The sequence below is a fragment of the Patescibacteria group bacterium genome (genome assembly GCA_026397045.1).
Classification (GTDB): Bacteria; Patescibacteriota; Saccharimonadia; order CAILAD01; family BJGX01; genus JAPLVO01.
Map to the genome: position 1 here is coordinate 1 of JAPLVO010000010.1, position 26723 is coordinate 26723.

A 26723-nucleotide genomic window follows, 5' to 3' on the forward strand; every position below is an offset into this window, starting at 1 on the left:
ATACAAAATAAACAAAAAAAATAAAAGCTAGCCCAAAGCTGGGCTAGCCGTATTGATGTACCATGGATGCGATGGATCGTTACTGGCTCGAAACCTAATCGATTTTTTAAGCTGATCACAGAGGTTTTTATATTCAGAGTTATCTCTATTTATCAGGCTTTCGATATTTGAATAAGTATTTTGTATCTCATCAAAGAAGATACTATACTCTAGCTCATTTGGCCTGACCGATAGCAGAACTTGCAAGATTCGCATATTCTCTTTGATATTTTGAGACCTCTGAATGTCTGCAATCAAATTGCGAATCGCCATAAGCTGTACTTCGGTCGTGTAAATTTCAATAACTCTGGGCAGGATTTCTGTATCGCACAGACTATTCTTGAATTTATTTTTGCAGTATAGCCTAGCATATAGCATCGGCTTAATTAAGGAATTATCTATCCTTTTTTCTAGCTCTCTAGCGACTGAAATAGGGGAGAGCCTATGTAGGTTTCTCATATCCCAAATATCCTGCTCGATAGATGCTAGTATTTTAGCTGCAAAGCGCCGGCGTTTTTGCATCGAGCCCGCACTTACACCTTCATTGGCAATTTGAGCATCAAGCCTGCTTGCCATGGCGGTGAATTTTGCATTCGCCGCACCCGGGTTTAGCTTGCCAGTGCTATCCGTAAATCTAGGAATCGTCTCGAAAACTTCTTTTATCGGTTGAGTCTCACGGTGCTCGATTGCCGCTCTTAGCCTGGTAATCGAATCCTGTATCTCATTAATATTATCCTCCGAAAGCCTTAGCTCTTTCCAGTTATTAAGCACTTTATGGCGAGTATTGAGAATAAAATCTAGGTAGTAGATGTATTCAACTCGAGTAGCTTCAATCCTGGACGCTGCCTGAAGACCACTAGTAAAAAGAGTGGGGAGGTATAGTGACGAGGTATAAGGTTTTTTGCCTTTCGGCATAACAAGGGTTATGATTTCGCCAATGATATTAGGATTATCGCACCTTGTTACGACTTCGAATTTCCAGCCGCTTCCAGGCTCACCAATACAGTGAATAGCCCTAGAAGATATATGCATATTTGCATATTCACTTCCCGGCGTAATTATGGCTCTCTCATCGCCAAACCAAATCGTTGAATTTTCCAATTGATATCCTTTTGTAGGGAACGTTTGCAGACGCAAAACTATATTATTGTACAATATTTTATTACTTTTTACAAATAAAAAGCTCCGATGATCCGGAGCTCTAACCGAAACTTAATTCGGTCGATATTTTCTGATATTCTTTCTTTGTCTGTCGCTAGTGCCACCCCAGACCCCAATTTCGTAGTTTTCGAGAGCAAATCTCAGGCAAATATTAATTACTGGGCAGTGTGAACACATCGCTTTAGCAATATTTTGGTCTTTTGTGCTGCTCGAAAAAAATATTTCTGTACCTGAGCTTCTGCAAGCACCCATTTCCATCCATTGAGAAATTAGGTTTTCGTCATAAGGTATTGGTTTGGTCGACATTCCTCCTCCTTGGTACTTAAGCAGCTTAGAAAAAAAGCTGAATTTCATTTAATATATTAAAACAAATATTTGTATTAGTCAAGAATTTAAATCTTGACCAAATTAATCTCAACAGATATAATCACTTGGTATATATGAATATTCCGGAGTAGCTCAGTGGTAGAGCAGTTGACTGTTAATCAATTGGCCGCTGGTTCGAATCCAGTCTCCGGAGCCAAGAAAAAAGACGAGATTTTCCTCGTCTTTTTTCTTTGTCCTGTAGCCCTGGATTCGAACCAGGAATAGAGCGAAGCGGTGGTCGGTAGAACGATACAGCGCACAGAAACTTGTTTCGAGCACTGTTGAGTGGCGGTGGCTTTAGCCACTATCCAGTCTCCGGAGCCAAGAAAAAACACCAGATGATTCTGGTGTTTTTTCTTTGTTCGAGAACTGGCTCGAACCAGGCTTTTTGTGTAAGCAAAAAGTAGTTCGGTGAAGTAAGGCAACGCACAGAAGCTTGCTTCGAGCATTGCCGAAACGAAAAAGGCTTTAGCCACAATCCAGTCTCCGGGCTCAGCAAAAAATCCAGATAGAACACCAATTGCCCCAACTTGTATGTACCAACTATAAAGACCCAGCATAGGGTCTTTTTTTGGTATGATATATCTATGAAAGATGCACTTGGAATTCTGGCGGTTGTAATTGGCTTTATAGGCTATGTGCCGTACTTTCAAACGATATTTAGCGGTAAAACAAAACCCCATGCCTTTACTTGGTTGGTATGGGGCACACTTACTGCCATTGCTACTGCTGGCCAGGTTGCAGGTGGCGGTGGAGCAGGAGCGTGGGTGACTGGCTTCACGGCCTTAATTAGCTTCATAATCTTTGGATTGGCGCTGGTAAGGGGAGTGAAAGACTTTCCATTATCAGATTGGCTATGTCTTGCGGGCTGTATTCTTGCAGCAGTATTGTGGCTTGTTACTGATGATCCACTAACTGCGGTCTTATTGGTTACTATTATTGATGCAGTAGCCTTTATTCCAACGATTCGTAAATCGTACTCTAAACCCAATAGCGAGCCAGTATTCACATATGCGATGAGTGGACTCAAGTTCGTTATAGGTATACTCGCACTTCAGCAGCTATCGCTAATTACCGTTCTATACCCTGCTTCATTAGTGCTAGCAAACGGCGGGTTTGTTATAATGCTGTGGGTTCGGAAGAGAAGCCTGAATAAATAGACAGATTTTAGTTGGCTTCTATTGCTTTTAGTAACCAAAAAAGCATAGAAGGCTTTAGCCGCTATCCAGTCTCCGGAGCCAAGGAGCCATGCTCAAAACGCTAGAGTTCTTTTGTGTTATTATAAAACTATACATTTTATAACTTGAAAGAAGGAACAATGCCTCTTATACGATGCGACTACTCAGAACATCACTTTAGTGACGAAAATCTTAAAATCTTGGTTAAAAAACTTTTTGATGTAAGTGCAGATTTGTGCAACTACAGCGAACAGGACGCTCAAAATAAAATATCTGTATTCAGCAAGCCATTTGGGAAATTTGATCACTCGACTGCATCAGCCGAAGTAGAAGTACTAGCTAAGATCACTGAATTTGATCAATCAGGCAAAACTCGCCAAGATGTTCGTGCCGAGTGGCTAAAGGCATACGAGTCTGCATTGATTCCCTTGGCTTTGCAAGCTAAGCTTTCTGCACCAATAATTTTTACAGTCACATTCCAGGACTGGGAAGTAGTAGTAGTTAGCTCGCAGGGCTCCGTACCTAATTAAGCTAGTTCTACCCCCCCCATTCGCTGGCCAGCGAACTAACCGGCCATCAATAATTCCAGATAGAACACCAACTACCCCAAAGTGGGCTCTTATCTAAAGAGGCCCGAAAGGGTCTTTTTTGATATAATTAGCAGATGCTAGACGAATATCATCAAAAATATGCAAACCGCTCTGATGAGGAAATGAGCGACCGAATTGCCGAGAAAGAAAAAGAACTTATTTTAATTCGTGATGCCGTTAGTCCTAAATTCTCATCGGGTATTCTAAATATCGCAGTGATGGGCTGTGGCGAGAAGCGGTTTGTTGCAGGGCATAGAGAAATATTTTCAAAAGTTTTTGAGAAACCGGTGAATATTACTACTTTTGATATTACAATTAATCACTTAGCCGGTGAAGAAAATATCATCCAGCACGACTGTACGCAGCCATTGCCGGGTGGACCATATGACATTACCTTTGCTCATGTATTATTACGATTTATTCCAAAAGAAAAACAATGGGATTTATTTAAAAATTCATTCAATGCACTTAAAGATGGCGGTATTGCGATACATGTTCTTGACCCAGAAGATTATGAGACAACAGAATTAGTCGACTTACCAGCAATAGAAGAAAACCTCAAAAAAGAAGGTATATCTTCAGCAACAGTGAAATTGCCTATTGGGCAAGCACTTGTGCTGATTAAATAGTTACATTTCAATTCGCTGGCCAGCGAACTAGCCGGCCAGCAATGATTCCAGACAGAACGCAAACGACCTAAAGTGGTCGCTCGAGCAAAAAAGACCCTATCCTGGGTCTTTTTTGGTATGATAGCAATATGAAGATACCAGGAATTATAGGCGGTCTTGGCCCCGAAACAACAGCCAACTTTTATTTGCAGATGAACCAGCTCGCTATTAAAAATAATTTTTCTATTAGGCCGGCTTGTCTTATATGGAATACCCCAATTCCTTACAATATTGAACAGCAATTACTTTTGGGTAATACTGGGATCGAAAAATATGAACCGTATTTAGTCGATGCTGCTAAACATCTAGAAAGTGGTGGGGCTGACTTTATAGTTATCCCCTGCAATACAGTACACTTGCTGATAGAAAAAGTACGCCAGGCAACAAGTTTGCCGGTAATTAGTATTATTGACGAAACAGCTCTAGTCTTACAGCTAAATGGCGTGAAAAGAGTTCTCGTACTAGCTACAGAACAAACCGTATCTAGTAATTTATATAGCAAGCAATTAAAAAGTAGGGGCGTGGAAGAGATCAATATTACACAGCCACAACAGGCCGAAATTAATGAAATAATTTTGAGACTGGTACATAGTAAGCAAACCGATACAGACAAGCAAAAGCTAATAGAGATTATTCAGAGCTACAAAACAAATGCAGACGCCACCGTATTTGCTTGCTCTGATTTACATAGTTTAGTAGCACCAAGCGAAAAGGCAAAAGTCTTTGACAGTATGGAAATATTAGCCGAAGCAACTATTAGAGAAATTCAAAAAGACTAGTTCTGACTTCCATTCGCAGGCCAGCGAACTAACCGGCCATCAATAATACCAGATAGAACGACAACCACCCAAAGTGAACGTTCGAACTAAAGCGACACAGGTTGGTCTTTTTTGATATGATAAAGCTATGAAGCCAAGATTGTATTTTATTGCCGGTATTTCGGGTTCGGGTAAAACGACAGTAGGTCGTAGGATAGAGCAATTAGGCGAAGTTGCTTTCGATAGCAAAATTCAAAAAGGCTTGTTTCGCTTTGCAGACAAAGATGGCAATCAGCCAGATGACTATCAGCCAAACGATAGCGACTGGATGGAAAAATATCATTGGGTATTAAATAAACCCATGCTTGATAACTTAATGGAACAAAATAAGACTGCAAAAAGAGTGTTTCTTTGTGGTGGTGCAGATGATTTAATGCAGTACTGGCCACTGGGTGAAAAAGTGTTCTTACTAAAAGTTGACGGCGAAACAATGCTAAAAAGGCTTCGAGAAGAAAAAAGAGATAATAGTTTTGGCAAAGATAAACAAACCCAAGACAGATTGTTAGAACGACTTGACCGTTATCAAGACAAGACGGTGCGTCTTGGTGCTATCCCGATAGATGCAAAAAAGTCAGTTAATGAGATTATCAAGAATATATTAGAGCAATCCAAATAAGTTTGTTCTAACTCACATCACCACGCGGCAATAGTACCTATGCCTAAAAGACTCGACGGGTCTTTTTTAGCATGATATATCCATGAAAGATGCACTTGTAATTCTGGCGGTTGTAACCAAAGTAGCACCATGGGCTGATATATTGTGTTAGTAACTAAATAATTTTAACAATAGGTATAATTAATATGAAAAAAGAAGAAGCTAAAAAACCAGAAAATCAAAAAGAGCCAAAAGTGAATAATAGCGAAACTAGCCAAAATACACCTCCTGTAGCTACATCCGGCACTCAAAAAGACTTTATGGCAGCAGCAATGCTGTCACTTTTTTTAGGATGGTTTGGGATAGATAGATTTTACCTTGGATATGTCGGTTCAGGAATACTTAAACTAATAACTTTTGGTGGTTGTGGTTTATGGTATCTTATCGATTTAATATTAATTCTCACCGGGTCGCTAAAGTCTGTAGATAAACAAGATTTAAAGGATAGACAAAAGAACATAAAATTGGCTTTAATTATCACAGCCGTTGTATTTGGTATTGGCCTACTGATGAGTATTGTTTCTAGTGCCACAAGACCACCTACAACATCAAACACTCAACCGCAACAACAGGTACAGAAGACAGAAGAAGCCAAGAAAGATGAACCAAAAAAGGAAGAACCTAAACAGCCTGAAGTACCTACAGAATATAAATCCGCACTTTCTAAGGCAACTTCGTATGCTAACAACCAACACATGTCAAAACTAGCTGTTTATGACCAGCTTACATCAGAGTATGGTGAAAAGTTCTCTGCTGCTGCGGCACAGTATGCTGTAGATAATGTTAAAGCCGATTGGAATGCTAATGCTCTGGTAAAAGCAAAAAGTTATCAAAGTATACAGAATATGTCGCCAGAAGCAATTCGTGACCAACTAACATCTCAGTATGGAGAGAAATTTACACCAGCAGAGGCAGATTACGCTATCCAAAACCTTAACAATTAGGTAAATTATGGTATTAATTTCGTCAAGTTATGAAGAATAGGATACTAAATATTATTGGTCTACAAACACCAATGGCTCGCCTTACGGTATTCACCGGAACAACCATTTGTCTATATAGTATTAGTTACTCTTCACTTCTGCAAACCCCAACTCTCTCACTATTCTCTAGGCTAAACATACCTTCGCCATCAATAGGTTTAACTAGGGCATATTGGTTATTAATCCACGGCGATTTGAATGGTGCATGGCAAATGAATAAGCTAGTGTATCTTGTCGCGTTAGTCTTAGCTGGAATAATAGTAGTCGATGGCATAGCACTTTTAAGAAAAGTAGCTAGTACCAAGGATGGTAAATTATCATTAAATAATAGTTTGTAAAAAGGCAATCATCCTAAATCGTATATTCCAACTAAAGCGACACAGGTTGATCTTTTTTGATATGATAGTCAGATGAATTACAAAATTATTATTTTAGCCCCATCTTGTGGCGGCAAATCGTCATTAATGCGCTATCTTCGTGAGCACACAGACTTACATATTGCCGAAACCGATGAAGAAGTTATGAAAGCGAACAATGGCGTTTGGCCAGACAACGAATTAAAGAATAAAGTACTTGTACCCAAAACCACAAATGAAATTATTACTCGTGAAAATGTTATTTATTTTGCAAGCTATATACCAACCGAACTTTTGCAAAAAGCAAAAGAGAAGGGCTTCAAAATTATTGTTTTAGAAACACCCCTTGAAGTTCTAAATAAAAGAAACACTAATAGAATGAAAGTAGAGGGTTATGATGATGTTTCGCAGTGGTTTAAAGGACAGCTGGATAACTATCAATCACTTGCCGAGAATCACATAGTAGACCAAGTAGTAAACGGCAACCAGACCGTTGAAAAAGTTGCCGATGAAGTTAAGAACTTAACACAGTAGCAGTACTAACTTCCGGTCGTTGGACTCAAAAAGTACCTGCCATTTTAAATAAACAAAACCTATATTTTTTTAAGTGGTCCGCTAGTTTTGTCGCCAATAATGCGCTTGTAGAGCAGCTCGGCGCTAATAAGTGTGATAGGCATGCCAATACCAGGATTTGTTCCAGCCCCAACATAGTAGAGGTCGGCAACTTTCTTGCTGATATTCTTAGGTCTAAATATAGCTGTTTGTCGTAATGTGTGGGCTAGACCAAGAGCGGTTCCTTGGTAGCTGTTATAGCGAGCCTTAAAGTCTTTAACAGAAAAGTTTTTCTGGTAAATTATATGCTTACGAAGATCAGGCAGATCCATTTCTTTTTCCATTGTTGCAAGAATTTTATCTGCGTAGGCATCAAGCTGTTTTTCTGTGTAATCAAGGCCAGCTGCTATTGGTACAAGTACAAACATATTTTCCATTCCTTTTGGAGCAACAGAAGGGTCTGTTTTGCTTGGAGCACAAATGTACACGCTTGGGTCGTCTGGCCACTGAGGCTGATCAAATATATCTGCAAAGTTCTTTTTCCAATCCTTACTAAAGAGCAGGTTATGATGCGTTAATGAATCATATTGCCTGTCGACACCCAAGTAAATAATTAAAGCGCTTGGAGCCAGCGTTCGTTTTTTCCAATACGACTCAGAATATTGGCGATATTTTTCGTCTAGCAATTTTTGCTCTGTGTGCTGGATGTCGGCATTGCTTATGACGATATCGCCTCGAAGCTCTTTGCCGTTAACTTTTACACCAACTGCTTTGCCATCTTCGACAATTATTTTCTGGACATCACTATCAGTCTTGAATGTAACGCCGTATTTCTTGGCAACTGCCACGAGAGCATTGGTAATTTCGTAGATGCCACCTTGGGGATAATACACGCCCATATCAAAATCAATATGACTCATAATATTATAAATTGCCGGGGTGTTATAAGGACTTGAGCCAAGAAATATTAGCGGGTACTGCATAATCTTTTGAAGCTGTTCGGTCTTAAAGTAGCCACTTACATACCGATCCATATTCTTAAAAGCTGACAGTTTACGGCCTTCAGTTGCAACTTCTTTGGTAAAGAAGTCACGAAAAGAGTCATAGTTTTTGTACATAAAGCGGTCTTTGGCAACTTCATATTGGTAGCCAGCTTGATCTAGGTATTTTTCAAGTTGTGCACCTGCTCCTTTTTCAATCTTCTCAAATGTTGGAATATCTTTCTTTAGATCAGAGTAAATATCTACTTTTTCATCTAGGTCTTTATAGAATATTCGATAGCTCGGCATTAATTTTTTAAGTTTCAGGAGCTTAGTGATATCTTCATCGAAAAGTTCAAAAAAGTGCTCAAAGACATCGGGCATTAAATACCAGCTTGGCCCGCGATCGAAGGTAAAGCCCTTAGCCTTGAAGGTAGTGGCACGACCACCAATAGATTCATTTTTTTCTAGAACTGTAACTTTCCACCCAGCTTTACCTAGTATGCAGGCACTTCCAAGAGCCCCAAAGCCAGCCCCAATAATAATTGCGTGTTTTTTCATATGCCTATATTCTACTATTTTTCAGTGGCAATTGGTATGAAATAGCAAAATTAAGCCTCAGATAGCCGATGGATTTTAGGGGTTTTTTCTGTAATTTATTGCTACAATCAATGCATATGATTCGTTGGCTAATCAAAATTTCTCGACCTCGTTTCTGGGTATATATCACCGGACCATTTTTAATTGGAGTTGTTGCAGCTAGTCCAGTACAGAGCTGGCCATTGATTATCTTGCTTGGTGTTTACTTCACTTTTCCAGCTAACCTTTTAATTTACGGAATTAATGACATCTTTGATTATGAAACTGACAAGCATAATCCGAAAAAAATAGCTTACGAAACATTAGTAAGGCCAAAAGAGCAGAAACAACTGTGGCGCTGGATAGCAATTACTAATGCACCGTTTCTTCTACTTCTTCCGCTACTTGGCAATAACGGAAGGTGGGCGATAGCGGGCTTCTTGTTCTTTGGTGTCTTTTACTCAATGCCACCTATTCGTGCCAAGGTAAGACCACTTTTAGATTCTATTTTTAATGTTCTTTATATTTTTCCGGGTATTGTTGGCTATGCGGTGGTTTCAAAAACATTGCCATCATTATATCTTTGCCTTGCAGCAGCATTTTGGTGCGTGGCGATGCATGCCTACTCAGCAGTGCCAGATATCGGGGCCGATAGAAAAGCAAAAATTGATACGATTGCAACCAAGCTTGGAAAAACTGGCACGCTGCTGTTTTGCCTCGCGTGCTACGGGCTTGCCGCAGGCCTCACGATATCGGTATTAGGGCAGTTTTCAATTGCAGCAGGATTACTATATGGCTTCATGATGATCATTACAGTGCGGGCTAAAAATGCCAACTCGGTCATGCAGCTCTATAGTCTGTTTCCGTATATCAATATGGGGGTAGGAATGGCTCTATTTTTATGGGTCCTGTTTGTTCTAAAATAATCATATCAAGGCACAATTTGGATATTGATAAAACCCACTTTCGCCTTATGAAGTTCGTCGATTATTGTTTGTACATCATCTTTTTTGATATAATTTAGTTATGAATAAACCAAGAGTTATTTTGCTTCACGGAAATGGTGGCGGTAGTGGTTCTGACAATTGGCTACCTTATATTAAGCGTGAGCTAGAAAAGCTTAATATTGTCTGCCTTGCACCAGACATGCCTGACCCTGTGCTAGCTAGGGCAGAGTATTGGCTACCTTTTTTGAAGATTGATATGAGTGTAGATGAAAATACTATTTTAGTTGGCCATTCTTCTGGGGCAATAGCTGCAATGCGATTTGCCGAACAGAACAAGATTCTAGGTTGCGTGCTTGTTGGCGGCTACCATACCGACCTAGGCATGGAGGCAGAAAAGAAGAGCGGTTATTTTGATAAACCGTGGGACTGGAAAGCCATTAAGGCGAACGAAAAATGGGCAGTTGTCTTTGCATCTATCGATGATCCGTGGATTCCGATAGCTGAAGCTCGCTACATCAAGAATAAGCTTGATGCTGAATATCACGAATTCACCAATCAAGGACATTTTGGCGGAGACAGAGAAAAAAAAGATTTTATTGAGCTACTCGACGTGCTCAAACAAAAACTTTTCGATTAAATTAGTACTTACTTCCACTTACTACTGTTAATACACCTAGACTGTGTCAATTGGATTATATTAAGCCTTTTGGTATTATTTATTTATGAGAAAAATATACATCATAGGCACTTCGCATCAAAAAATAGATGCAAAACTAAGGCTCGAATTTTATGATCTATTTTTGAAAATAAATCCAGACCAAATTTTTATTGAAAAATTAAGTACTGAGGTGGCCACAAAGAATTTTAGAAATGACAGGCCCGAGATGGCATTGGCGTATCAATGGGCCATAGACAATAATAAAATCGCCACAGCTTTTGACTACAAGCTAAACTTTATAAAGAGAAGTGTTAGCAAACTAGAGTTAGATAATATAAATTTTGAGTTAACTAAAATAACCCAAGAAATTGGCTGGAAGGAGCTTAATAAATTTAAAAATATCCAGCTATTAGAGGTAGCATTAGGGAGAGTCATCGATAGGGGAAAGTATAACAAGCGGGAAACCAGAATGCTTGATAAGATAAACAAAAATATCTTAAAAGAGGGGAATATACTTGTATTGTGTGGAACACTTCATGTTCCATTTTTGAAAAAAAATATGAAGGAAGCTTTTTTGCTTGCGGATATACGATAAAATATTTATTTTTAAGCAGTGCATTATTAGAATAAGAGTATAATTATATTATGCAAAATAATCCAAGTACTATAACCGGCCAAATAAACCAAAAAGCTATTGAGCTACTAGAAAAACACCCAGAAGGTATTCGCTGGAGTGAAATGCTAAGCTTGATCCAAGAAGCCTTTCCAGATTTCCACCCCAAAACTATCAATGGAGTAGTATGGAAGCTAGTAGAAAATTTCCCCGATAAAGTCTATAAGCCAGAAAAAGGTTTATTTAAAATAAAGAGAGCTGAGTAGGTAGCACTAGTAAAACCATTACCCTTACTATTGTATTTCCTAAAAACCAAATAGAGCTGCTGTATAAATAGGACAAAACTTTAGCTGTATTTTTTAATCTTTAGGCATGAAAAGTTGTACAATATTTGTGTAATGACAAACAATAGCTTACAACAAGACATAGACGACCAGACCAAAGAACATTTTGCTAATGCATTGTGGATGAGTAAGTATGACGAATCTAAAATTCCACCTGCTATTCTAAAGAAATTCAAAGACCCAAAAAATACTAATAGTGCTATTGGCCAGCGAACCAATGCCCACCTAGACTGGCTACTGCAAAGACCCCAGTCTTTTAATCCAGACTATACCAAGCGGTACAAGATGCTCAAAAAGCACTGCCAGAGCCTTTCGCCAAGACAAGCCTATGTTTTTGCCAGTAAGTTTTTGGGCCTAAATGGCTCTCAGGGCTTTGATAAGGTACCCGCAGAAGCAAGCCTAGAATTTATGCGGGACCATATGCCCAAGCCTAGAAGTCAGGTTGGCTGGCACTTTTTTATAGGCTCAGCCTGGGGTGAAGATGGCCAAGAGTATGGCATAGAGTGTATGTTTTTTAGATTTGCACTTTTGCCGCCTAGGCTAGCCAAAGAGCTTGGTCTAAGTGAGCAAGATAATCAAGTTGTAGAGCTGCAGCTTAGTATTAGTGTAGCCGGCAAGCTACACTACCAGGCTGACCCAGTTGTGGTATCTGGTACAAGTGGCCTTATTGACTGGAAGAGTAAGCCTTTTAGCTACAGTCTAGGAAAAAATACAATTTCCTCTAGCAGTAAAGACAAACTTTGGCCGTTAAGTGTTCAGGCCTGGGGTATAGACAAAAACCCAGAAAAAAATATTGAGCTTAGTATTGATCTTGAGTTTGCTAGCGGCAAAGAATTTCTTCTGCAGGGAGATAACGGCGCCATGCCAAGTCTAGATGGCTGGGGAACGCTGTATTATTCTATTCCAAATATTATCTTAAAAGCTGGTAGCAGTATTAGTGTGGCTGGCAAGAAGATAAAACTAAAAAAAGGTACATTTTGGTTCGATCATCAATGGGGTTTTTTAACTGGTAACACTAGGCTGCCTGTCTTGCGAGCCTCTGGAAACATTGGTAAGCCCTTAGCTACGGGCTGGGATTGGTACATGGCTCAATTTGACGGCGATCGGCAAATAACAATGTTCGCAGGCCATACTAAGGCCCTAAAAGATTTTTATTTTAGAGATGGCGCTAAGCCACCAGGCTTGATGCAGGTAGATGTAGCGGGCAAGTATATGGACGAGAATAAGAAGCTGCACAATACCTGGGGTACTCTCAAGGTGACACGCTGGATAAGAGCCGAAAAAACTCCAAACCCCAATATTTACCCAGCTACACATACCTGGCACCCTTGCAGATGGGAATTTAGTTTTGATGATACTATGCCAAAAGACATTCGTAAATTCAGCATGACACCTGTAGTAGAGGGTGGCCAAATAAATTTCTTTGCCAATGGCTCCCAGTACAACGAAGGCGCGGTTATTATAAAAAACAGAAACAATATTGACATTGGCAGAGGCTTTGCTGAGGCAGTGCAATATGCAGACACTATCAAAAATTCTTATGCCATTGCTGGCATTACAGACGCTCAAGATCAAAAGCTTCTAGAAAATAATGGAGACAGCTTGTTTGGTAGAGCCCTTAGCCTTATTTATGTTGTTATGCATCAAAAAGAGCTTAAGAGCGCACTATCTAAATCTAGAGGCCTAGAGTTTTTTAGTAAACCAAAATCTAAAAAGTAGCTGCTATCTAGTTAGGGGTTTTTTAAGTATGATTGATCTATGATTATAAGTAATGACTATAATAAACTTATTGCAGACCCGCAAAGATTTGCAGAGCTAATGAAATATAACGAGTCTAGCCCGGTCTACTCAGAATGGGAGCAAAAACGTCGATTTATTGCAGATACTATCACTGGAGATGGCACCATTCTAGACATTGGCTGTGCCGGCGGGTTCTTTTTGAAAAGTCTACAGGAGTGGTCTGGTCACAAGCTCGTGCCTTATGGCGTAGACATTATAGATGACTATATTCGAGCCGCAAAAGATTTATTCCATGATCAAAAAAATAACTTTGCAGTTTTAGATGTAAAAAATATTGCCAAAATAGAAGAGGTTGGCCTACCCAAACATTTTGATTTTGTATTTTGGAATTTTCTTGGCCCAAAATATTTTAATGACCCAAATCTAGAACAGACAGTAAGTAGCATTATTGCGCTAGCAAACAAGCGAGTAATTATAGGGTTTTATCGAGGCAATCCACCAGGTGCTACCGAGCAACAAAGACTAGAAGATAGAAAAAAGCTAAAAGAACGCGTTGATAGCTTTGCCAAAGACAGGCCAGTGAGCGGTATTGAGTACAACCCAAGCAAATTTAATCAAGCGGTTGTCTGGATAGATAAATAATTATAAGTAACAGTCTTATAGAGTTGATAAATATACATATTGAGTATTAGTGATTTTGGACATTTTGCCTTGAGCAATATACCGTACTGGGGTAAGCTTGGATTAAATCAATAAATTTATGGAGGTATACTATGGATTCAAATAAAACACCTGAAACAAAAAAGATATCAAGCGAAGATACAGCTAGCTCTAATAATGACAATAAAACCAGCGGCCTAGCAGTAGCGGCCTTAGTAATGGCATTTATTGTGCCTCCATTAGGCCTGGTGTTAGCAATAGTTGCCCTAGTACAACTAAAAAAAAGCAAGGAATCAGGCAAGGGCATAGCGACTGCTGCGCTAGTGGTGTCTTCTTTACTTATTTTGGTATTTATAATGGTATGGGCACTATTTATAGGACTATTATTTTCAGTCGACAAAGCGGCTAAGGACAGCGTAGGCACTACTACTAACAAGGCAGAAGTAACAGTCAAAAACAATGATACACAATCATCAGTAAAGAGTAATGCCGGACTACCAGAAGGATTTCCAAGCGACTTCCCAATTTACCCTGGCGGAAAAATCAGTGCATCAAGTAAGACAGACGGAACCTATACCGTCAGTTTTGATACAGACGACTCTAAGAGCAAGGTCGAGGCTTATTATAAGTCTTACCTAGCTAGTAATGGCTGGACAAGTGGCGAAGGCACATCTAGTAATGACTTTGGAACTAGCAGTACTACAACCCTAAAAAAAGATGACTCATATGTGAATGTAATAGTGAGAGAGTCTACCCAAGATACCCCGACTTCAGCTAGCATTATCATCTACAAAAAAATATAAATATTTAGTACCATTACTGCCTAGGTATTTTAGACATTAGATTTTTTAGCCTTACAGTTTTTGCTAGCCCGAAATGTAGATAGCCTGATTTTTAAGCGTATTCTCAGGTATTTTGGGTTAGAATAGGGCCTATGAGAATACTAGTTATTGAAGATGAGAAAAAAATAGCCAAGGCAATCAAGCGAGGTTTGACGCAAGAATCTTTTGCTGTCGGCATTTGTTTTGATAGCGAAGAGGGCATAGAACTCGACCACTACGCCAAAGAATTTATGCTTTTAGAGTATCCCATGCGTATATCCAAGCAGTAAATGTGTATTTACCAGCACCAGATTACGAAACAGCCGTTTGAGGTTGTGAATTTTTTAGTTGTCTTGGCGGACTCATTGCCTAGATCATCATATGCACTCACACCTACGCTATATGTAGTCGCTGCCCTAAGGTCGGTCAGGCCGAAGGAGTAAAAAGGAGTCTTTCCGACAAGCTTATCATCGAGATAGATATTATATCCAGATACAACGAAGTTGTCGTAGCTAGCACCCCAGGCGACGATTAAGCTGGTGTTAAATGCGTTCCTGAGAACTAAATTACTAGGTACGGTAGGTGGAGTAGAGCTAGTATTACCTACAGGAGGCGGGGTGTAAGGGGGCTCTGGGGTTGGCGGCACAACTGGCGGGGTAATAGGAGGTGGGACTGTTGGCGGCACAACTGGCGGGGTTGTGGTTGAATTCCCCCAGGCATAAGCCTTGCTACCGTCGTCCTTCCACTGAGGTTGCAATATTTTAATTTTGTCCCAAGGAATAGCTTTGAACTGGAAGAAGTCGCCGTTCGGTGCCCCAGCATTTTGGTAGACATTGCGCCCCGTTCTATCCAGCTCTACGCCAAAGCCGAACTTGGCCGAGGTATCATCTGCATAGGCACCGTATTTTTGTAGTGCTTTGGCAATTATTTTTTCCATCTTGGTAATATTAGGGATTTCGTCGACATTAACATTTGGGTCGAGCTGGATGCGCGAACCAATAGGAATACAGGTTGCCTGATCCTCAGTAGTCCCATCGCTATTTAGGGCTGGATAAATTGGCTCCCCTTTACAGGTGTTAGCAGTCGCGAATGCAATTGCGTGTTCTATCGAACCTTGTTCAATTTCGTAGGTTCTAATTACGCCGCCAGCAAGCGAAGCCACATTGGTTCCACCACCAACTCCATTGCCATCAATGCTGGCAACACCAGCTGAACCAGGGCACCAGCTGGCATTGATAAAGTTTGGTTGTAAAAAGCAGTTTTTCCACAGCCAATAATCGTATATTTTTCTGGTAGAGTTATCTATCACTGTCAGGTGATGGTCATTGCCAAGCTGTCTAATGGGGTTATCTGGGATTGGAACTGGGCTAGAGGATATGGCATCGCACGCATAAACATAGCAGAAAACAGTTGATTTGTTTGTGGTGGAATCCACATCGTAGATCGGCAAGGACCAGGTCAGAAGAGAAGTCACTGCTGGTGGCTGGGCGTCTTGGATACGAAGCTGCCCGTCCGCGCGGTATCTAACATCGGCTGGGATGATTTGGTTGAGTGGGCTATCGGCCGTAAACATCCTGCCGGACGGTTTTTTTGTGGCATTATCATAGCTATATTTCATAGTGCTAGCCATGCCTCGGTAGATTAAAAATATGCCAGCGAAAATTACCGTAGCAATAATTATTATCGCTAATACTTTAGATGTTTTGATTTTGGCCAAGCTTGTCGATGTTGCGCGGGACTTTGTACTGACTTTTTGTTTTTTTGTATTTTTCATAATATTTATGTTTATAATACACTAAAAATAATTTATCAACAATATTTTTTAAGAAAAAATATTACCGCAGCTCAGTACCTGCGCCAGCAAGAGCACTATTTATTCTTTTTTCCGAATATGAAGCGTTTTGCTGGCGCTACGCATAGCCTTGCGGGGGTCTATCGCGGGTGCTGGCGACTTAATTACTGCAAGATCTAATTTGACCTTGCTTAGGCTAATTACAAACATTCCTACTGGAGCAGCTGCAGTCAGCCAAAAGCTAGAAAACGCCGTACCCTTGCCAAAGACCTTACCAAGCCTAATCGCGATGGCAACAGAGTAGACAGTACCCGCATAGGGAACAATGGATGCTCCATACCAGGATTTAGGTAGCCCCAGTGCGTTGATAAGACTGAAGTAATTTATCATCGGTATAAAGGCTCTCCACCTTGGGGTACTAAGTTTCTTAAATACCAACGAAAGCCCTATACAGTAAACCAAGTACAGAAACATCATCGCAGCTATTACGAGGATACCAGCACTAATTATTGCTTTGATCATGTACTAATTATATATCATCGAGAGGCCTTATTGGCGTGCTTAGCTAATAATTTTCCACAGGCTGTTATAAAGTAATTTGCTGTTTTGTAGCAAAATTCTAGGCATAAGACATATGTTACTATTGTATTAATGAAAAAAGTTATCAAAACTTCTAAATCCTTCTTCATTCGCCATAAAATCATTAGCTCATTGATTATTATTTTAGCTGTGCTGGTCGTGGGCGCTACTATTATAAGCCTAATCGACAGATCTAAAACGGCCATATATCAGTCTTCGATAGCTAGCTTTTATGATACTTCCAATATTGACATTGATGGGCCAGTTGGCCAGATGGTAAGATCCGAGCCAACAGCCACTAGCCTTAAAAACGGTACGGCTACAAGGGTAATTTATAGAACTCAAAAGGCCGATGGAACCAATACCTTTAGCTCTGGCATGGTATACATACCAAGTACAAATTCACCTACCCCTAGGCCAGTAGTGGCCTGGGCTCACGGCACACTGGGGATGGGGGATGATTGTGCCCCATCAAGGCAACAAGATACTATAGCGAGCACTGGAATGGGTTGGGTCGATACAATGCTACAAAGAGGCTGGGTGGTTACCGCAACAGACTACGCTGGTTTTGGCACACCTGGCATTGAGGCATATTTAGTTGGGCAGGCAGAAGCTCATGATGTACTTAATAGCATTAGGGCACTTAGGGATTTGCCCGCAGCAAATGCTGGCAGCAGGTATGCTATTTGGGGGCATTCACAGGGAGGGCATTCGGCATTGTTTAGCTCGGATATGTCCACAGCCTACCTGCCAGAATATGAGCTAGTAGGTACCGCCGCCACGGCGCCAGCTGCTCAGCTTGAGTCGCTCTTATCCCAGCAATTTACAACTGCCGTTGCCTGGCTAATAGGCCCAGAAGTTGTGGTGTCTTGGCCCAATAATTATAGCGGCTTGAGCCCTGAACAAGTACTGACCAAGCCCGGGCTCAACAACTATAAATCTATGGCCCAAGCCTGCATCAAGTCTGTAGCCATAGATGGCATCATTAGACAGAAGATCGGACAAGATTTTTTTTCCCCCGAATTATTAAAATTGCCAGCCTGGAAGCAAGTTATTGCTGAGCAAACTGCACCAGTTCTAGGATCCAATCGGCCTCTTTTGGTAGGCGAGAGCCTGACTGATCAAGTGGTGCTGCCCAATACCACAGCTCAATACATACAGCGAGCTTGCCAATCGGGATCCGACTTGACTTCAATATGGCTAACTGGTGTCGGCCATGTACAGCTACAATCAGTTATTTCCCCGAGTGTAATTAATTGGCTGGGCGATAGATTCGCAAACATACCCACATCACCTACCTGCAATCAGCCCCTGCCTATTACCCCGTCGCAGTCTTAGCTATTTAATATGTTTTATATAAACATATATTTAGTAGTACAATATATATATGAGTTCAAATATTAATGAAATAAGCAATAATACCATTGTTAGGATTCTGGCCATCATAGTGGCCTTTGTCATAGCTGTTTTTTTGATTGTCACGCTTAGGCAGCCACTTGTCTGGGTGGGTATATCTTTCTTTTTTGCTCTCGCCCTGGAGCGTCCTGTAGATTGGCTAAGTAGCAAGCTACCTCGTAAAAGCCGAGGTTTGGCAGTACTTATCGTGGTCGCTGGGGCAATCCTCGGAATCGCATATTTCGTATCTACGATAGCACCCCCACTATTTCGGCAGTTTAGCGAGATGTTAAAAAATTTGCCAGGATACTATTCAGACTTTCTAAGTAATGATAACCCAGTTTCGGACTATCTTGCTAAGAATGATATCAGCAATACATTATCTTTAAATGGCGAACGCATAACGAATTTCTTTACAACAGCCAGCGGCGGAGTTGTTAATGTCTTTACGGGGATATTCAGTAGTATTTTTGCATTTTTCACGATTATTGTTTTTACATTTTTTATGGTTTTAGAGTGGCCTAAATTCCACGATCTATTCTGGCGATACCAAGACCCAAGCAAGCGCAGCCATCGTAAGCACCTGTATTCCCGAATGCAAAAGACAGTTAGCGGGTATATTGGTGGCAACTTACTGACTAGCTTAGTGGCAGGTGCTGTAACGCTGATATTTCTATTATTACTGAAAAACCCATATGCATTTTCGCTGGCATTTACAGTCGCTGTTCTGGACCTAATACCGATGTTCGGAGCACTGCTGGCATCTATAATAGCAGTTTCTGTGGTGCTGGTTTACGGTGGTGTCCCCCCAGCTATCGCTGCAGCTATTTTCTTTCTGGTGTACCAACAAATAGAGAATAATATTCTGCAGCCCTATGTATTTTCCAAAACCGTCAATATATCTCCGTTAATTGCCGGGATAGCGGCCTTGTTTGGCGCCAGCCTCGGCGGGCTAGTGGGGGCCTTGGTCGCAATACCAATCGCCGCATCCTCACAAATACTAATTAAGGACTACCTCGAGAGAAAGTACCCAAATAAACATAGCAAATAGTTTATTAGTTGCTTGGGATCTAGTATAATAATTATCTAATGACAACTAATAGCTCACCAAACTACCAACAACTCGCCCTAGAACTCCACAAAAAACTAAAAGGCAAAATCACTAGCCAAAGCAAGTTAGAGGTAAAAACTGAAGCTGATCTTAGCTTGGTCTACACGCCGGGGGTGAGTGCAGTATCGCAGCTATTGGCAGAGAAGCCAGAGTTGGCCCCAGATTACACCATAAAACACAATACTGTAGCAGTTATTTCAGACGGCTCAGCAGTACTTGGCCTTGGTAACATCGGCCCACTTGGTGCATTGCCTGTGATGGAAGGCAAAGCTATGCTTTTTTCTCAGCTAGCTGGGCTTAACTCTTTTCCTATAGTACTAGACACTCAAGACACAGATGAAATAGTACAAACCATTATAAACATCGCACCAGCTTTTTCTGCTATCAACCTAGAAGATATACAGGCGCCCAAATGTTTTGAGATTGAAAAACGCCTGCAAGAAGCTCTAAGTATTGCCGTTGTGCACGACGACCAGCACGCTACCGCCATAGTAGTGTTAGCCGGGCTAATAAATGCTCTCGAGGTGGTAGGCAAAGCCGCCAATACAAGTAAGGTAGTGATATTGGGTGCTGGCGCGGCTGGTGTGGGCGTGGCGAGCTTGCTTGTAGAATACGGCTTTGAAGATATTGTTGTGGTAGACAGCAAAGGAATAATATCTAGCTCACGAAATGATCTTAACAAAGAAAAACAAGTAATAGCTGGGCTAACCAACAAACATGACCAGCAGGGTGATCTAAAAGATGCACTAGAAAACAGCGATATATTTATTGGTCTTTCTAGTGGTGGCAAGTTGCCTTCAGAACTCATTAAAACTATGAATCCAAAAAGTATTATTTTTGCTCTAGCCAATCCAGAGCCAGAGATTTTGCCAGATTTGGCCCTAGAGGCTGGGGCTATGATTGTTGCGAGCGGAAGATCTGACTTTGCGAACCAAATAAATAATGTACTGGTTTTCCCAGGTCTTTTTAAGGGTCTTATAGACAATAATATAGTAAAGGTTTCTAGCAAGGTAAAGATTGAGGCCGCCGTGGCTTTAGCTGGCGTCGTAGAACAACCTACAGCGGATAATATTATACCTTCTGTATTTGACCCATCAGTTGTTGGGGCTATTGCGAAAAGTATTCTATAGTATTACCATAATAAGTAAAGTATCATCAAGATTAGTAATATAGAAAGTTAAAATAATATATGTCACCAGAAAAAGAGCCAGATAATATTTCGAAAACAGAACCAATAGAAACTCAAACTCAAGAGCCAGCAACAGTATCATCCACAAATGAAAAAACTAGCGGACTTGCCATCGCCGCTCTTGCAATGGCGTTTTTAGCTCCGGTAGTTGGCTTCATACTGGGTATCTTAGCCCTAGGCAGTATTAAGAAAAATAAAGAAGCTGGCCGAGGCTTGGCTATCTCTGCGATCGTTGTTTCAGTGGTAATTACACTTGTTACTATAGCTATAGGGCTTTTTTTCGTGATAGTAATAGGCGTAGCCAGCAACGAAGATAGCCTCCGCACAGAAAATAACAGCGTTTCAATAAGCGGGGAGAACGGCAATGAGGCCGAGATTGGTTCGTCCAAAATTCCAGATGGCTTCCCGAAAGATGTCCCTATATATCCTGGTGCCAAAGTACTGGCTTCTACTAGCATAGATGGCAACTATAGTGTCGCCCTTAGTACTCCAGACTCTAAAAGCCAGGTAGAAGCTTATTACAAAACAACCCTAGCAAATAATGGCTGGGTGTCTGAAAATGGTAGCTCAAGCGCAGAATTTGGGGGCTTTAGCTCGCTAGCATTGGTGAAGGATGGCTCTAGGGTTGGCGTAACCATTGGCGAGAGCACCGATAAAAATCAAACCACAGTAACTATTTCGGTATCCCAGATTAAAGACTAATCAGTAGAGTTATAAGCAAACTGGTGTAGATTATTTTAGAGCTCCTAAGGCCAGAAGTAAGCTTGAGCCAAATAACCAAGTATAGTAGAGTTAAGTGTATAAATAATAATGAAACATAGAGATAAAATATTAGATACAGCACAGCCCAAAAAGGCTAAAAATGCCTGATCCAGCCAAACAGGGAGCTCCGAGTTTTAGATTTATAGTGTGGCTTACTGCATTTTTGTTTGCGGGAGTACTGATAATAGCTTTTATTACTTTATTAAAACCCAATAATCAGCAAAAAGAGCTTACAGGTACAATACAAAACGGTAACAATAACAACTCTGCAAAGTCTTCGCAACAAAATAATAATAATGTCGATTCTACTAGCCTGCCAGCCGATTTTGCAAAAGACATCCCAATATACCCCGGTTCACGCGTCATAGAATATAGCAAAGAAAATAATCTGACTGGCCTTAAGCTAACTAGTAAAGATTCCAAAGAGCAGGTGGATGGTTATTATAATTCTGCACTAATAGAGAGTGGCTGGACAGCTGAGCCAGGGGCATCCACTTTTGATTTGGGCGGGCTAAAAGCTAAATCAGTGACTAAAAACAGCTCTCGGCTGACCACTATATCTGCCACAGATCCCGCAACAAAAACTACTAATATAATCATATCGGTCAATAGGCAGTAGCTAGTGAACATCACAAAGCAAGACTTACTCAGAATATTAATTCCTAGCAAGCGTGAGGCATGGATAATCATCTTTCTGGTGCTGCTTGTTTTTGTGGTTTTTGAGGGAAATTTGGTGTATTTAAGATTAACTCAGGAAACAATATTTTCTGACACAAAACTGCAGGATAGCTTTAGTGCCCAGATAGATGCGATATTCGCCGATAATAAATTTGCCAATACAGCCAGCTTGGTCGTATTTTGGGCCGGAGTCGGCCTGGTGGCTTATAGCGTAATTTGGTCCATCCATTCTTTTTTTGCGGAGGCAAGAGGGGAGGCTGAGGTAGGCCAGAAATTTATAAACCAAAGCGCCAAGCAAGATCAGCTCCATAGATCTCTAGTACAGGCAGGCGCGCTAGCTGGCATAATCGCCCTGGGCCTGCTCAGCCTTAATGTTACAGTCCCGTTCTTTATAAGTATGTGGACTGGGGGCATATTGACAGTCGGCTATGAATTGATTTTTGGCTCACTGCAGATTATCGCTGGATTTATAGGTATGTTTGTCAATTTTTATTTATTCAAGGTGTTGATGGATTGGATAATTATACTGGAGTAGCGAAAGGCTCCTAGTACTTGCGAATTAAACCAATAAGCACGCCTTGTATCTTTATTGGGGTCCCCTTTTCTACATATATTGGCTCCATAGTAGAGTTAGCCGGCTGTAGCCTGATTCTATTGGGCTCCTTATAATATCTTTTGAGCGTTGCTTCGTTATTATTGACTAGCGCTACCACGGTGTCCCCATTACTAGGAACTGATTTTTCCTGAACAACCACATAATCCCCATCGTGTATGCCATCTTCGATCATGCTTTGGCCCTTCACCTGAAGCACATAAGAGTTCTTGCTACCCACCATAAAAGCGGGGACTTCTAGGGTCTCCTTGTGGCCTGTGACAGTTTCTATGGGGCTTCCCGCGGCAATCATGCCTAAAATTGGCAACCCTATACCAGGCTCATTGATGGAGGACTGTACCTCAAGTACTGGGATAAGTGACCGAGCCGAATTTGCACCTTTCTCTAGGAAACCCTTATCTACAAGAGTATCTATATGCTGGGCCACGGTGGCTACGGAGTTGAGCTTAAGCCCGTTAGCGATCTCGCGGTAGCTAGGGGAGTATCCCTTCTGCTCTATAAAGGTCGTTATGAAGTCGAGTGTCTTGCGCTGTTTTTTGGTTAATGCTGGTTTCATTTATATTTACCTCCAAGTTTTATATCGCTTTTAATTATAGCGAACATAGAACGAACCTGTCAAGCACTATAGCATAAGTTTCTTGCGGTTAATTCAGCCCTAATCAATATTCCAGATACAGCCTTGCAGCTGTGTTTCCTCTGCGATGCCTGCAATCACCACCAGTAGCCGATAAAAATTCAGGCTCTTTCTATTGACATAAGATTGTACCTGGAATAACCTAGACTACATAGTAATATTTAATGGAGGAAACAGAACAATGGCATTTTCACATGTTAATTCAAAAGGTCAGACATATTATCTTCACTCACGAGAGGTTACTCTTAAGGGTGGACGATTGCAAAGGATATTCTTTTTTGGTCGCGAAGCCAAAGAAGGCGCAATAGATGCACTTCCAGAGGGCTATATCATTGTTGAAAATACTCGAACCGGCCTACCTATCTTGAAAAAAGACAGATAGTCTAGATAAAGTAGCACTTAGCTACTGGCAAAAAAGCACCAACGCAAGAAGGTGCTTTTTGCTTATATAGATAATTTGCGGTAATATACCAGCTGGTATTTATTAAGTTCTTTAGCTTGAAAAATATGTCAATTTACTTGATAATTATATCAAGGGCCCGTAGCTCAGTGGTTAGAGCAGTCGGCTCATAACTGATTGGCCGTTGGTTCAAATCCAACCGGGCCCACCATAGTAGAATAAGGTCGCTTATGTGATCTTTTTTTATTGTCTAAAACTTGCCCTTACAACATAAGCCCTTTACAATAAATAGTCTATGGTAAAAAAACAAAACACACGGGCAGCTTATAAGCCAGATCATCCCTACCTCAAAACGCTTAGCATACAAAAGAGCTCGGGCTTCGGCCGAAATAAGATGCTGGCCATGAGGTCTGCGGTAATTATAGCTTTATTCTTGCTGGAAGGGGTGGTGATGTTAGCCGTGGTTGATTCGAAGATCAGCCATAGCCCTATAAAGAGTGATGTAGCGGTGGTCGCTAAATCCCCCAAAGCCAAGCCTAAGACCGAAGTAAAAGCAGTTTCTGAGCCAGCCCTGCCTGCCCCAGCCTTGGCTGTATCCGATATGTCCTTAGTGATACCTAAGCTATTTATTAACGCTCCAATCGACCCTGTTGGGCTCAATACAAAAGGCGAAATGGCTACTTCACCCAGCCTTCAAAGGCTGGCTTGGTACAAGGATGGTGCAGTACCGGGCCAAATAGGCACTGCAGTTTTTGCAGGCCATTATGGCGGACCCAACGAAATAGGGGTGTTCAGATCGCTAGATCAGCTCAAAAACGGGGATGTTTTAGAGGTCAAAAGCAAGGCCGGCAAAATACAAAAGTACTCGGTCTATAATATAGGTAAATACGCCTTGGCTGATGTGCCGCTGCAAGAGCTTTTTAATAAAAATGACGGCAAATATCTTAACCTTGTGACTTGCGTGGGGACTTGGAGTAATGGCACTAGTAGTTACGACCAACGCTACATTGTTTTTTCTAGGCTAATAGAGTAGTTGACAACCCAAAGCAATTTGAATACAATTAATCATAAGCGTAATTATAAATCTAAGTAGAATAGGAAAAAATGAAAATCAACATGACTCGCCGTACAAATATACTATCCTTAGCGGTATTAAGCCTCCTTATACCAGGAATGTTCTTGCTCGCGAAGCCAGCTAGCGCGCAGTATAGTGGCACTAATGGCCGAATAGTATTTTTGCAGGAGCGATCAGCTGGATTACCAAATACCGTGGAGGTCTGGTCTGCTAACCCAGATGGTAGCGCTTTGGTTCAGCTCACTAGCGATGATGAGGCCAATGGTTACCCAGGGGTCTCTAGTGATGGCACAAAGATAATTTATACAAGCTATGACGCTACTACTTCTGGTACTTATAGAATTCGGATGATGAATATTGACGGCTCTGGCAAGGTAATATTGCAAGGTACTCAGTCGGCCCCCAATGATTATTATGGGGAGCCTAAGTTTAGCAAGGACGGCTCTAAGATTGTTTTTGTAGCAGCAGCAGTTACTGGTTTGGCTGGCAATGAAGTGTTTACCGCCAATGCCACAGTAGGTGCAACCAAAACCCAGCAAACCTCTGGCAGTTCTAGCTCCAATACATCTATGTACCCGATCTTTAATAACGCCGCAACCAATATCTACTACTCCGCCTCAAATTCTGGTACTCCTGGCCAAACCAACATATGGAGAGTTGCAGTAACTACCTCTACAATCAATTCCCCATTCCTTTTAACGCAGATAAACTTTGGTGGTGTTCAGATATCAGCGGCACCAGATTTAAGCCCGGATAATACTAAGCTCATATTCCATAAGAATACTTTTGCCGACCCCGGCATTTATCGTCTATTTTATTTAAGCAATCCAGAAACTATATCCACTACACAAAATTCAGCGACGCTTGTCACTTTTTCTACACCCCTAGGTGCAACAGACTCTGTTGCAAATCCTATCTTTTCGCCTGACGGAAATCGAATAACCTACACCCTTTCAGATAGTACAGGATCAGGGTACCAAGTTCAGTTTGCCGATTACTCTTCAGCGAATGTAGTAACTAATCGTAGAGCGTTGATTTTAGGCAATGACCTTACTGACCCGAACACTATATTATCATACTGGGGTGCAATGCCTGCAATTCTGAATTGGCGTGGTGATTATTCGGCCACACTGCTTTATGCGCCCAATGATGTTGTGTTTTATAGTGGTTCTTCCTATGTTTGTGTCACTGCAAGCTGTTCTGGTAGTACACCATCTAGCACATCTACCGATTGGGATCTTATGGCTTCGCAAGGGACCCCTGGAACCAATGGAACCAATGGAACCAATGGAACCAATGGAACCAATGGAACCAATGGAACCAATGGAACCAATGGAACCAGCTTTACATGGCTGGGGACTTTTAGCCCCACGACAATCTATACTGCCAGGCAAACGGTATTTTATAATGGGTCTTCATATGTTTGCGACCCTGTTTCTCCGGCAACTACATGCCCAGCGGGCACCACACCTACTACTGCAAACGGCTGGGACCTATTGGCTCAACAGGGTATTGCTGGCCCAACTGGCGTAGCTGGCCCAACTGGCCCACAGGGTGCGACGGGTGCAACAGGCGCAACAGGTTCTGCTGGTTCTGCTGGTTCGGGCAGTTCCGCATCTGGTTCATCTACCCCCGGCGCTCCCAACGCATCTGTGGCTACATTGGTCAGAACTAGCTCCCCGGTGGCGTTAGCAGGAGTCGCAGTAGCTATGGTTATTGGTCTAGCTGGGTTCTGGATTAGTATCGAGATCAAATCCTCTAGGTTGGCTAAGCGATAATAGCCGATA

At 41.4% G+C, this 26723-nt stretch carries 31 protein-coding genes and 2 tRNA genes; 27 read left to right on the forward strand and 6 right to left on the reverse strand.

Annotation, left to right across the window (positions count from 1 at the left end; translation table 11 throughout):
• Positions 1–27: 27 nt before the first annotated feature.
• Together NT111_01630 and NT111_01635 are read right to left on the reverse strand one after the other, a co-directional pair.
• The gene (locus NT111_01630; protein ID MCX6804700.1) at positions 28–1140 is read right to left on the reverse strand and encodes a hypothetical protein; all 1113 of its coding nucleotides are present in this window, start codon (positions 1138–1140) and stop codon (positions 28–30) included.
• 111 nt (positions 1141–1251) lie between these two features.
• Positions 1252–1506 carry a WhiB family transcriptional regulator gene (locus NT111_01635; GenBank protein ID MCX6804701.1) on the reverse strand — a complete coding sequence of 85 codons (255 nt, stop codon included), beginning with the start codon at positions 1504–1506 and terminating at the stop codon, positions 1252–1254.
• A gap of 142 nt (positions 1507–1648) precedes the next feature.
• Here NT111_01635 and NT111_01640 point away from each other — a divergent pair.
• From NT111_01640 to NT111_01680, 9 genes are all read left to right on the forward strand, one after another.
• Positions 1649–1723 (forward strand) — tRNA-Asn (locus tag NT111_01640).
• A 430-nt stretch (positions 1724–2153) separates the two neighbouring features.
• On the forward strand, positions 2154–2726 hold the full coding sequence (locus NT111_01645; GenBank protein MCX6804702.1) for a hypothetical protein: 573 nt from the start codon (positions 2154–2156) through the stop codon (positions 2724–2726).
• A 158-nt stretch (positions 2727–2884) separates the two neighbouring features.
• A complete protein-coding gene (locus NT111_01650; GenBank protein ID MCX6804703.1) occupies positions 2885–3274 on the forward strand; it encodes a hypothetical protein in 390 nt (129 codons plus the stop codon).
• Between the two features lie 134 nt (positions 3275–3408).
• Positions 3409–3963, forward strand: a complete 555-nt coding sequence (locus tag NT111_01655; GenBank protein ID MCX6804704.1) for a class I SAM-dependent methyltransferase — start codon at positions 3409–3411, stop codon at positions 3961–3963.
• Positions 3964–4091: 128 nt separating this feature from the next.
• Positions 4092–4781 (forward strand): amino acid racemase, encoded by a 690-nt coding sequence (locus NT111_01660; GenBank protein ID MCX6804705.1) that lies wholly within the window; start codon positions 4092–4094, stop codon positions 4779–4781.
• Positions 4782–4908: 127 nt separating this feature from the next.
• The gene (locus tag NT111_01665; GenBank protein MCX6804706.1) at positions 4909–5436 is read left to right on the forward strand and encodes an AAA family ATPase; all 528 of its coding nucleotides are present in this window, start codon (positions 4909–4911) and stop codon (positions 5434–5436) included.
• 185 nt (positions 5437–5621) lie between these two features.
• Positions 5622–6419 (forward strand): Ltp family lipoprotein, encoded by a 798-nt coding sequence (locus NT111_01670; protein MCX6804707.1) that lies wholly within the window; start codon positions 5622–5624, stop codon positions 6417–6419.
• A 29-nt stretch (positions 6420–6448) separates the two neighbouring features.
• Positions 6449–6796 (forward strand): DUF2752 domain-containing protein, encoded by a 348-nt coding sequence (locus NT111_01675; GenBank protein MCX6804708.1) that lies wholly within the window; start codon positions 6449–6451, stop codon positions 6794–6796.
• A gap of 72 nt (positions 6797–6868) precedes the next feature.
• A complete protein-coding gene (locus tag NT111_01680) occupies positions 6869–7348 on the forward strand; it encodes a hypothetical protein (GenBank protein ID MCX6804709.1) in 480 nt (159 codons plus the stop codon).
• A gap of 59 nt (positions 7349–7407) precedes the next feature.
• Here NT111_01680 and crtI read toward each other — a convergent pair whose 3' ends face one another.
• Positions 7408–8907 (reverse strand): phytoene desaturase family protein, encoded by a 1500-nt coding sequence (gene crtI, locus NT111_01685; GenBank protein ID MCX6804710.1) that lies wholly within the window; start codon positions 8905–8907, stop codon positions 7408–7410.
• A 116-nt stretch (positions 8908–9023) separates the two neighbouring features.
• Between crtI and NT111_01690 the strand changes: the two genes are divergently transcribed.
• The 8 genes from NT111_01690 (at position 9024) to NT111_01725 (ending at position 14998) form a co-directional block, all read left to right on the forward strand.
• Positions 9024–9851 carry a prenyltransferase gene (locus NT111_01690; protein ID MCX6804711.1) on the forward strand — a complete coding sequence of 276 codons (828 nt, stop codon included), beginning with the start codon at positions 9024–9026 and terminating at the stop codon, positions 9849–9851.
• Between the two features lie 100 nt (positions 9852–9951).
• Positions 9952–10509: an alpha/beta hydrolase gene (locus tag NT111_01695; GenBank protein ID MCX6804712.1), complete on the forward strand. Its 558-nt coding sequence runs from the start codon at positions 9952–9954 to the stop codon at positions 10507–10509.
• An 85-nt stretch (positions 10510–10594) separates the two neighbouring features.
• Complete coding sequence (locus NT111_01700; GenBank protein MCX6804713.1) at positions 10595–11125, forward strand: hypothetical protein; 531 nt, start codon at positions 10595–10597, stop codon at positions 11123–11125.
• Between the two features lie 50 nt (positions 11126–11175).
• Entirely contained in the window at positions 11176–11409 is a 234-nt protein-coding gene (locus tag NT111_01705; protein ID MCX6804714.1) for a hypothetical protein, read from the forward strand.
• Between the two features lie 132 nt (positions 11410–11541).
• Positions 11542–13206 (forward strand): ATP-binding protein, encoded by a 1665-nt coding sequence (locus NT111_01710; protein ID MCX6804715.1) that lies wholly within the window; start codon positions 11542–11544, stop codon positions 13204–13206.
• Positions 13207–13245: 39 nt separating this feature from the next.
• Complete coding sequence (locus NT111_01715) at positions 13246–13869, forward strand: class I SAM-dependent methyltransferase (protein MCX6804716.1); 624 nt, start codon at positions 13246–13248, stop codon at positions 13867–13869.
• 131 nt (positions 13870–14000) lie between these two features.
• Entirely contained in the window at positions 14001–14690 is a 690-nt protein-coding gene (locus NT111_01720) for a DUF4190 domain-containing protein (protein ID MCX6804717.1), read from the forward strand.
• Between the two features lie 131 nt (positions 14691–14821).
• Complete coding sequence (locus NT111_01725) at positions 14822–14998, forward strand: hypothetical protein (GenBank protein ID MCX6804718.1); 177 nt, start codon at positions 14822–14824, stop codon at positions 14996–14998.
• 8 nt (positions 14999–15006) lie between these two features.
• Here the strand turns inward: NT111_01725 and NT111_01730 are convergent, their stop codons facing one another.
• A complete protein-coding gene (locus NT111_01730) occupies positions 15007–16482 on the reverse strand; it encodes a fibronectin type III domain-containing protein (protein ID MCX6804719.1) in 1476 nt (491 codons plus the stop codon).
• A gap of 99 nt (positions 16483–16581) precedes the next feature.
• The gene (locus tag NT111_01735; GenBank protein ID MCX6804720.1) at positions 16582–17022 is read right to left on the reverse strand and encodes a DUF5684 domain-containing protein; all 441 of its coding nucleotides are present in this window, start codon (positions 17020–17022) and stop codon (positions 16582–16584) included.
• A 129-nt stretch (positions 17023–17151) separates the two neighbouring features.
• Between NT111_01735 and NT111_01740 the strand changes: the two genes are divergently transcribed.
• The 6 genes from NT111_01740 to NT111_01765 all read left to right on the forward strand — a co-directional run bounded on the left by NT111_01740 (position 17152) and on the right by NT111_01765 (position 22749).
• On the forward strand, positions 17152–18417 hold the full coding sequence (locus NT111_01740) for a hypothetical protein (protein MCX6804721.1): 1266 nt from the start codon (positions 17152–17154) through the stop codon (positions 18415–18417).
• A 49-nt stretch (positions 18418–18466) separates the two neighbouring features.
• Positions 18467–19525 (forward strand): AI-2E family transporter, encoded by a 1059-nt coding sequence (locus tag NT111_01745; protein MCX6804722.1) that lies wholly within the window; start codon positions 18467–18469, stop codon positions 19523–19525.
• Positions 19526–19563: 38 nt separating this feature from the next.
• Positions 19564–20715 carry an NADP-dependent malic enzyme gene (locus tag NT111_01750; protein MCX6804723.1) on the forward strand — a complete coding sequence of 384 codons (1152 nt, stop codon included), beginning with the start codon at positions 19564–19566 and terminating at the stop codon, positions 20713–20715.
• A 59-nt stretch (positions 20716–20774) separates the two neighbouring features.
• A complete protein-coding gene (locus tag NT111_01755; protein ID MCX6804724.1) occupies positions 20775–21476 on the forward strand; it encodes a DUF4190 domain-containing protein in 702 nt (233 codons plus the stop codon).
• Positions 21477–21636: 160 nt separating this feature from the next.
• Positions 21637–22155, forward strand: a complete 519-nt coding sequence (locus NT111_01760; protein ID MCX6804725.1) for a hypothetical protein — start codon at positions 21637–21639, stop codon at positions 22153–22155.
• A gap of 3 nt (positions 22156–22158) precedes the next feature.
• Positions 22159–22749, forward strand: coding sequence for a hypothetical protein (locus NT111_01765; protein ID MCX6804726.1), 591 nt, complete (start codon positions 22159–22161; stop codon positions 22747–22749).
• A 10-nt stretch (positions 22750–22759) separates the two neighbouring features.
• Here NT111_01765 and lexA read toward each other — a convergent pair whose 3' ends face one another.
• Entirely contained in the window at positions 22760–23383 is a 624-nt protein-coding gene (gene lexA / locus NT111_01770) for a transcriptional repressor LexA (protein MCX6804727.1), read from the reverse strand.
• A 259-nt stretch (positions 23384–23642) separates the two neighbouring features.
• On the opposite strand from lexA, the gene NT111_01775 reads away from it, so the two are divergent.
• The 4 genes from NT111_01775 to NT111_01790 all read left to right on the forward strand — a co-directional run bounded on the left by NT111_01775 (position 23643) and on the right by NT111_01790 (position 26714).
• Positions 23643–23843, forward strand: a complete 201-nt coding sequence (locus NT111_01775) for a hypothetical protein (protein ID MCX6804728.1) — start codon at positions 23643–23645, stop codon at positions 23841–23843.
• A 153-nt stretch (positions 23844–23996) separates the two neighbouring features.
• Positions 23997–24072, forward strand: a tRNA-Ile gene (locus NT111_01780).
• An 84-nt stretch (positions 24073–24156) separates the two neighbouring features.
• Positions 24157–24894, forward strand: a complete 738-nt coding sequence (locus NT111_01785) for a class F sortase (protein MCX6804729.1) — start codon at positions 24157–24159, stop codon at positions 24892–24894.
• A 71-nt stretch (positions 24895–24965) separates the two neighbouring features.
• Positions 24966–26714 carry a hypothetical protein gene (locus tag NT111_01790; GenBank protein ID MCX6804730.1) on the forward strand — a complete coding sequence of 583 codons (1749 nt, stop codon included), beginning with the start codon at positions 24966–24968 and terminating at the stop codon, positions 26712–26714.
• Positions 26715–26723 lie beyond the last annotated feature (9 nt).

Bases quoted from the DNA above. Each gene is read 5' to 3' on its own strand.
- NT111_01785 (MCX6804729.1), top strand. From the start codon at position 24,157: ATGGTAAAAAAACAAAACACACGGGCAGCTTATAAGCCAGATCATCCC.
- NT111_01635 (MCX6804701.1), bottom strand. From the start codon at position 1,506: ATGTCGACCAAACCAATACCTTATGACGAAAACCTAATTTCTCAATGG.
- NT111_01670 (MCX6804707.1), top strand. From the start codon at position 5,622: ATGAAAAAAGAAGAAGCTAAAAAACCAGAAAATCAAAAAGAGCCAAAA.
- NT111_01695 (MCX6804712.1), top strand. From the start codon at position 9,952: ATGAATAAACCAAGAGTTATTTTGCTTCACGGAAATGGTGGCGGTAGT.
- NT111_01680 (MCX6804709.1), top strand. From the start codon at position 6,869: ATGAATTACAAAATTATTATTTTAGCCCCATCTTGTGGCGGCAAATCG.
- NT111_01645 (MCX6804702.1), top strand. From the start codon at position 2,154: ATGAAAGATGCACTTGGAATTCTGGCGGTTGTAATTGGCTTTATAGGC.
- NT111_01710 (MCX6804715.1), top strand. From the start codon at position 11,542: ATGACAAACAATAGCTTACAACAAGACATAGACGACCAGACCAAAGAA.
- NT111_01660 (MCX6804705.1), top strand. From the start codon at position 4,092: ATGAAGATACCAGGAATTATAGGCGGTCTTGGCCCCGAAACAACAGCC.
- lexA (MCX6804727.1), bottom strand. From the start codon at position 23,383: ATGAAACCAGCATTAACCAAAAAACAGCGCAAGACACTCGACTTCATA.
- NT111_01790 (MCX6804730.1), top strand. From the start codon at position 24,966: ATGAAAATCAACATGACTCGCCGTACAAATATACTATCCTTAGCGGTA.
- NT111_01760 (MCX6804725.1), top strand. From the start codon at position 21,637: ATGCCTGATCCAGCCAAACAGGGAGCTCCGAGTTTTAGATTTATAGTG.
- NT111_01715 (MCX6804716.1), top strand. From the start codon at position 13,246: ATGATTATAAGTAATGACTATAATAAACTTATTGCAGACCCGCAAAGA.
- NT111_01740 (MCX6804721.1), top strand. From the start codon at position 17,152: ATGAAAAAAGTTATCAAAACTTCTAAATCCTTCTTCATTCGCCATAAA.
- NT111_01725 (MCX6804718.1), top strand. From the start codon at position 14,822: ATGAGAATACTAGTTATTGAAGATGAGAAAAAAATAGCCAAGGCAATC.
- NT111_01735 (MCX6804720.1), bottom strand. From the start codon at position 17,022: ATGATCAAAGCAATAATTAGTGCTGGTATCCTCGTAATAGCTGCGATG.
- crtI (MCX6804710.1), bottom strand. From the start codon at position 8,907: ATGAAAAAACACGCAATTATTATTGGGGCTGGCTTTGGGGCTCTTGGA.
- NT111_01720 (MCX6804717.1), top strand. From the start codon at position 14,001: ATGGATTCAAATAAAACACCTGAAACAAAAAAGATATCAAGCGAAGAT.
- NT111_01655 (MCX6804704.1), top strand. From the start codon at position 3,409: ATGCTAGACGAATATCATCAAAAATATGCAAACCGCTCTGATGAGGAA.
- NT111_01775 (MCX6804728.1), top strand. From the start codon at position 23,643: ATGGCATTTTCACATGTTAATTCAAAAGGTCAGACATATTATCTTCAC.
- NT111_01650 (MCX6804703.1), top strand. From the start codon at position 2,885: ATGCCTCTTATACGATGCGACTACTCAGAACATCACTTTAGTGACGAA.
- NT111_01730 (MCX6804719.1), bottom strand. From the start codon at position 16,482: ATGAAAAATACAAAAAAACAAAAAGTCAGTACAAAGTCCCGCGCAACA.
- NT111_01755 (MCX6804724.1), top strand. From the start codon at position 20,775: ATGTCACCAGAAAAAGAGCCAGATAATATTTCGAAAACAGAACCAATA.
- NT111_01690 (MCX6804711.1), top strand. From the start codon at position 9,024: ATGATTCGTTGGCTAATCAAAATTTCTCGACCTCGTTTCTGGGTATAT.
- NT111_01665 (MCX6804706.1), top strand. From the start codon at position 4,909: ATGAAGCCAAGATTGTATTTTATTGCCGGTATTTCGGGTTCGGGTAAA.
- NT111_01675 (MCX6804708.1), top strand. From the start codon at position 6,449: ATGAAGAATAGGATACTAAATATTATTGGTCTACAAACACCAATGGCT.
- NT111_01700 (MCX6804713.1), top strand. From the start codon at position 10,595: ATGAGAAAAATATACATCATAGGCACTTCGCATCAAAAAATAGATGCA.
- NT111_01750 (MCX6804723.1), top strand. From the start codon at position 19,564: ATGACAACTAATAGCTCACCAAACTACCAACAACTCGCCCTAGAACTC.
- NT111_01745 (MCX6804722.1), top strand. From the start codon at position 18,467: ATGAGTTCAAATATTAATGAAATAAGCAATAATACCATTGTTAGGATT.
- NT111_01705 (MCX6804714.1), top strand. From the start codon at position 11,176: ATGCAAAATAATCCAAGTACTATAACCGGCCAAATAAACCAAAAAGCT.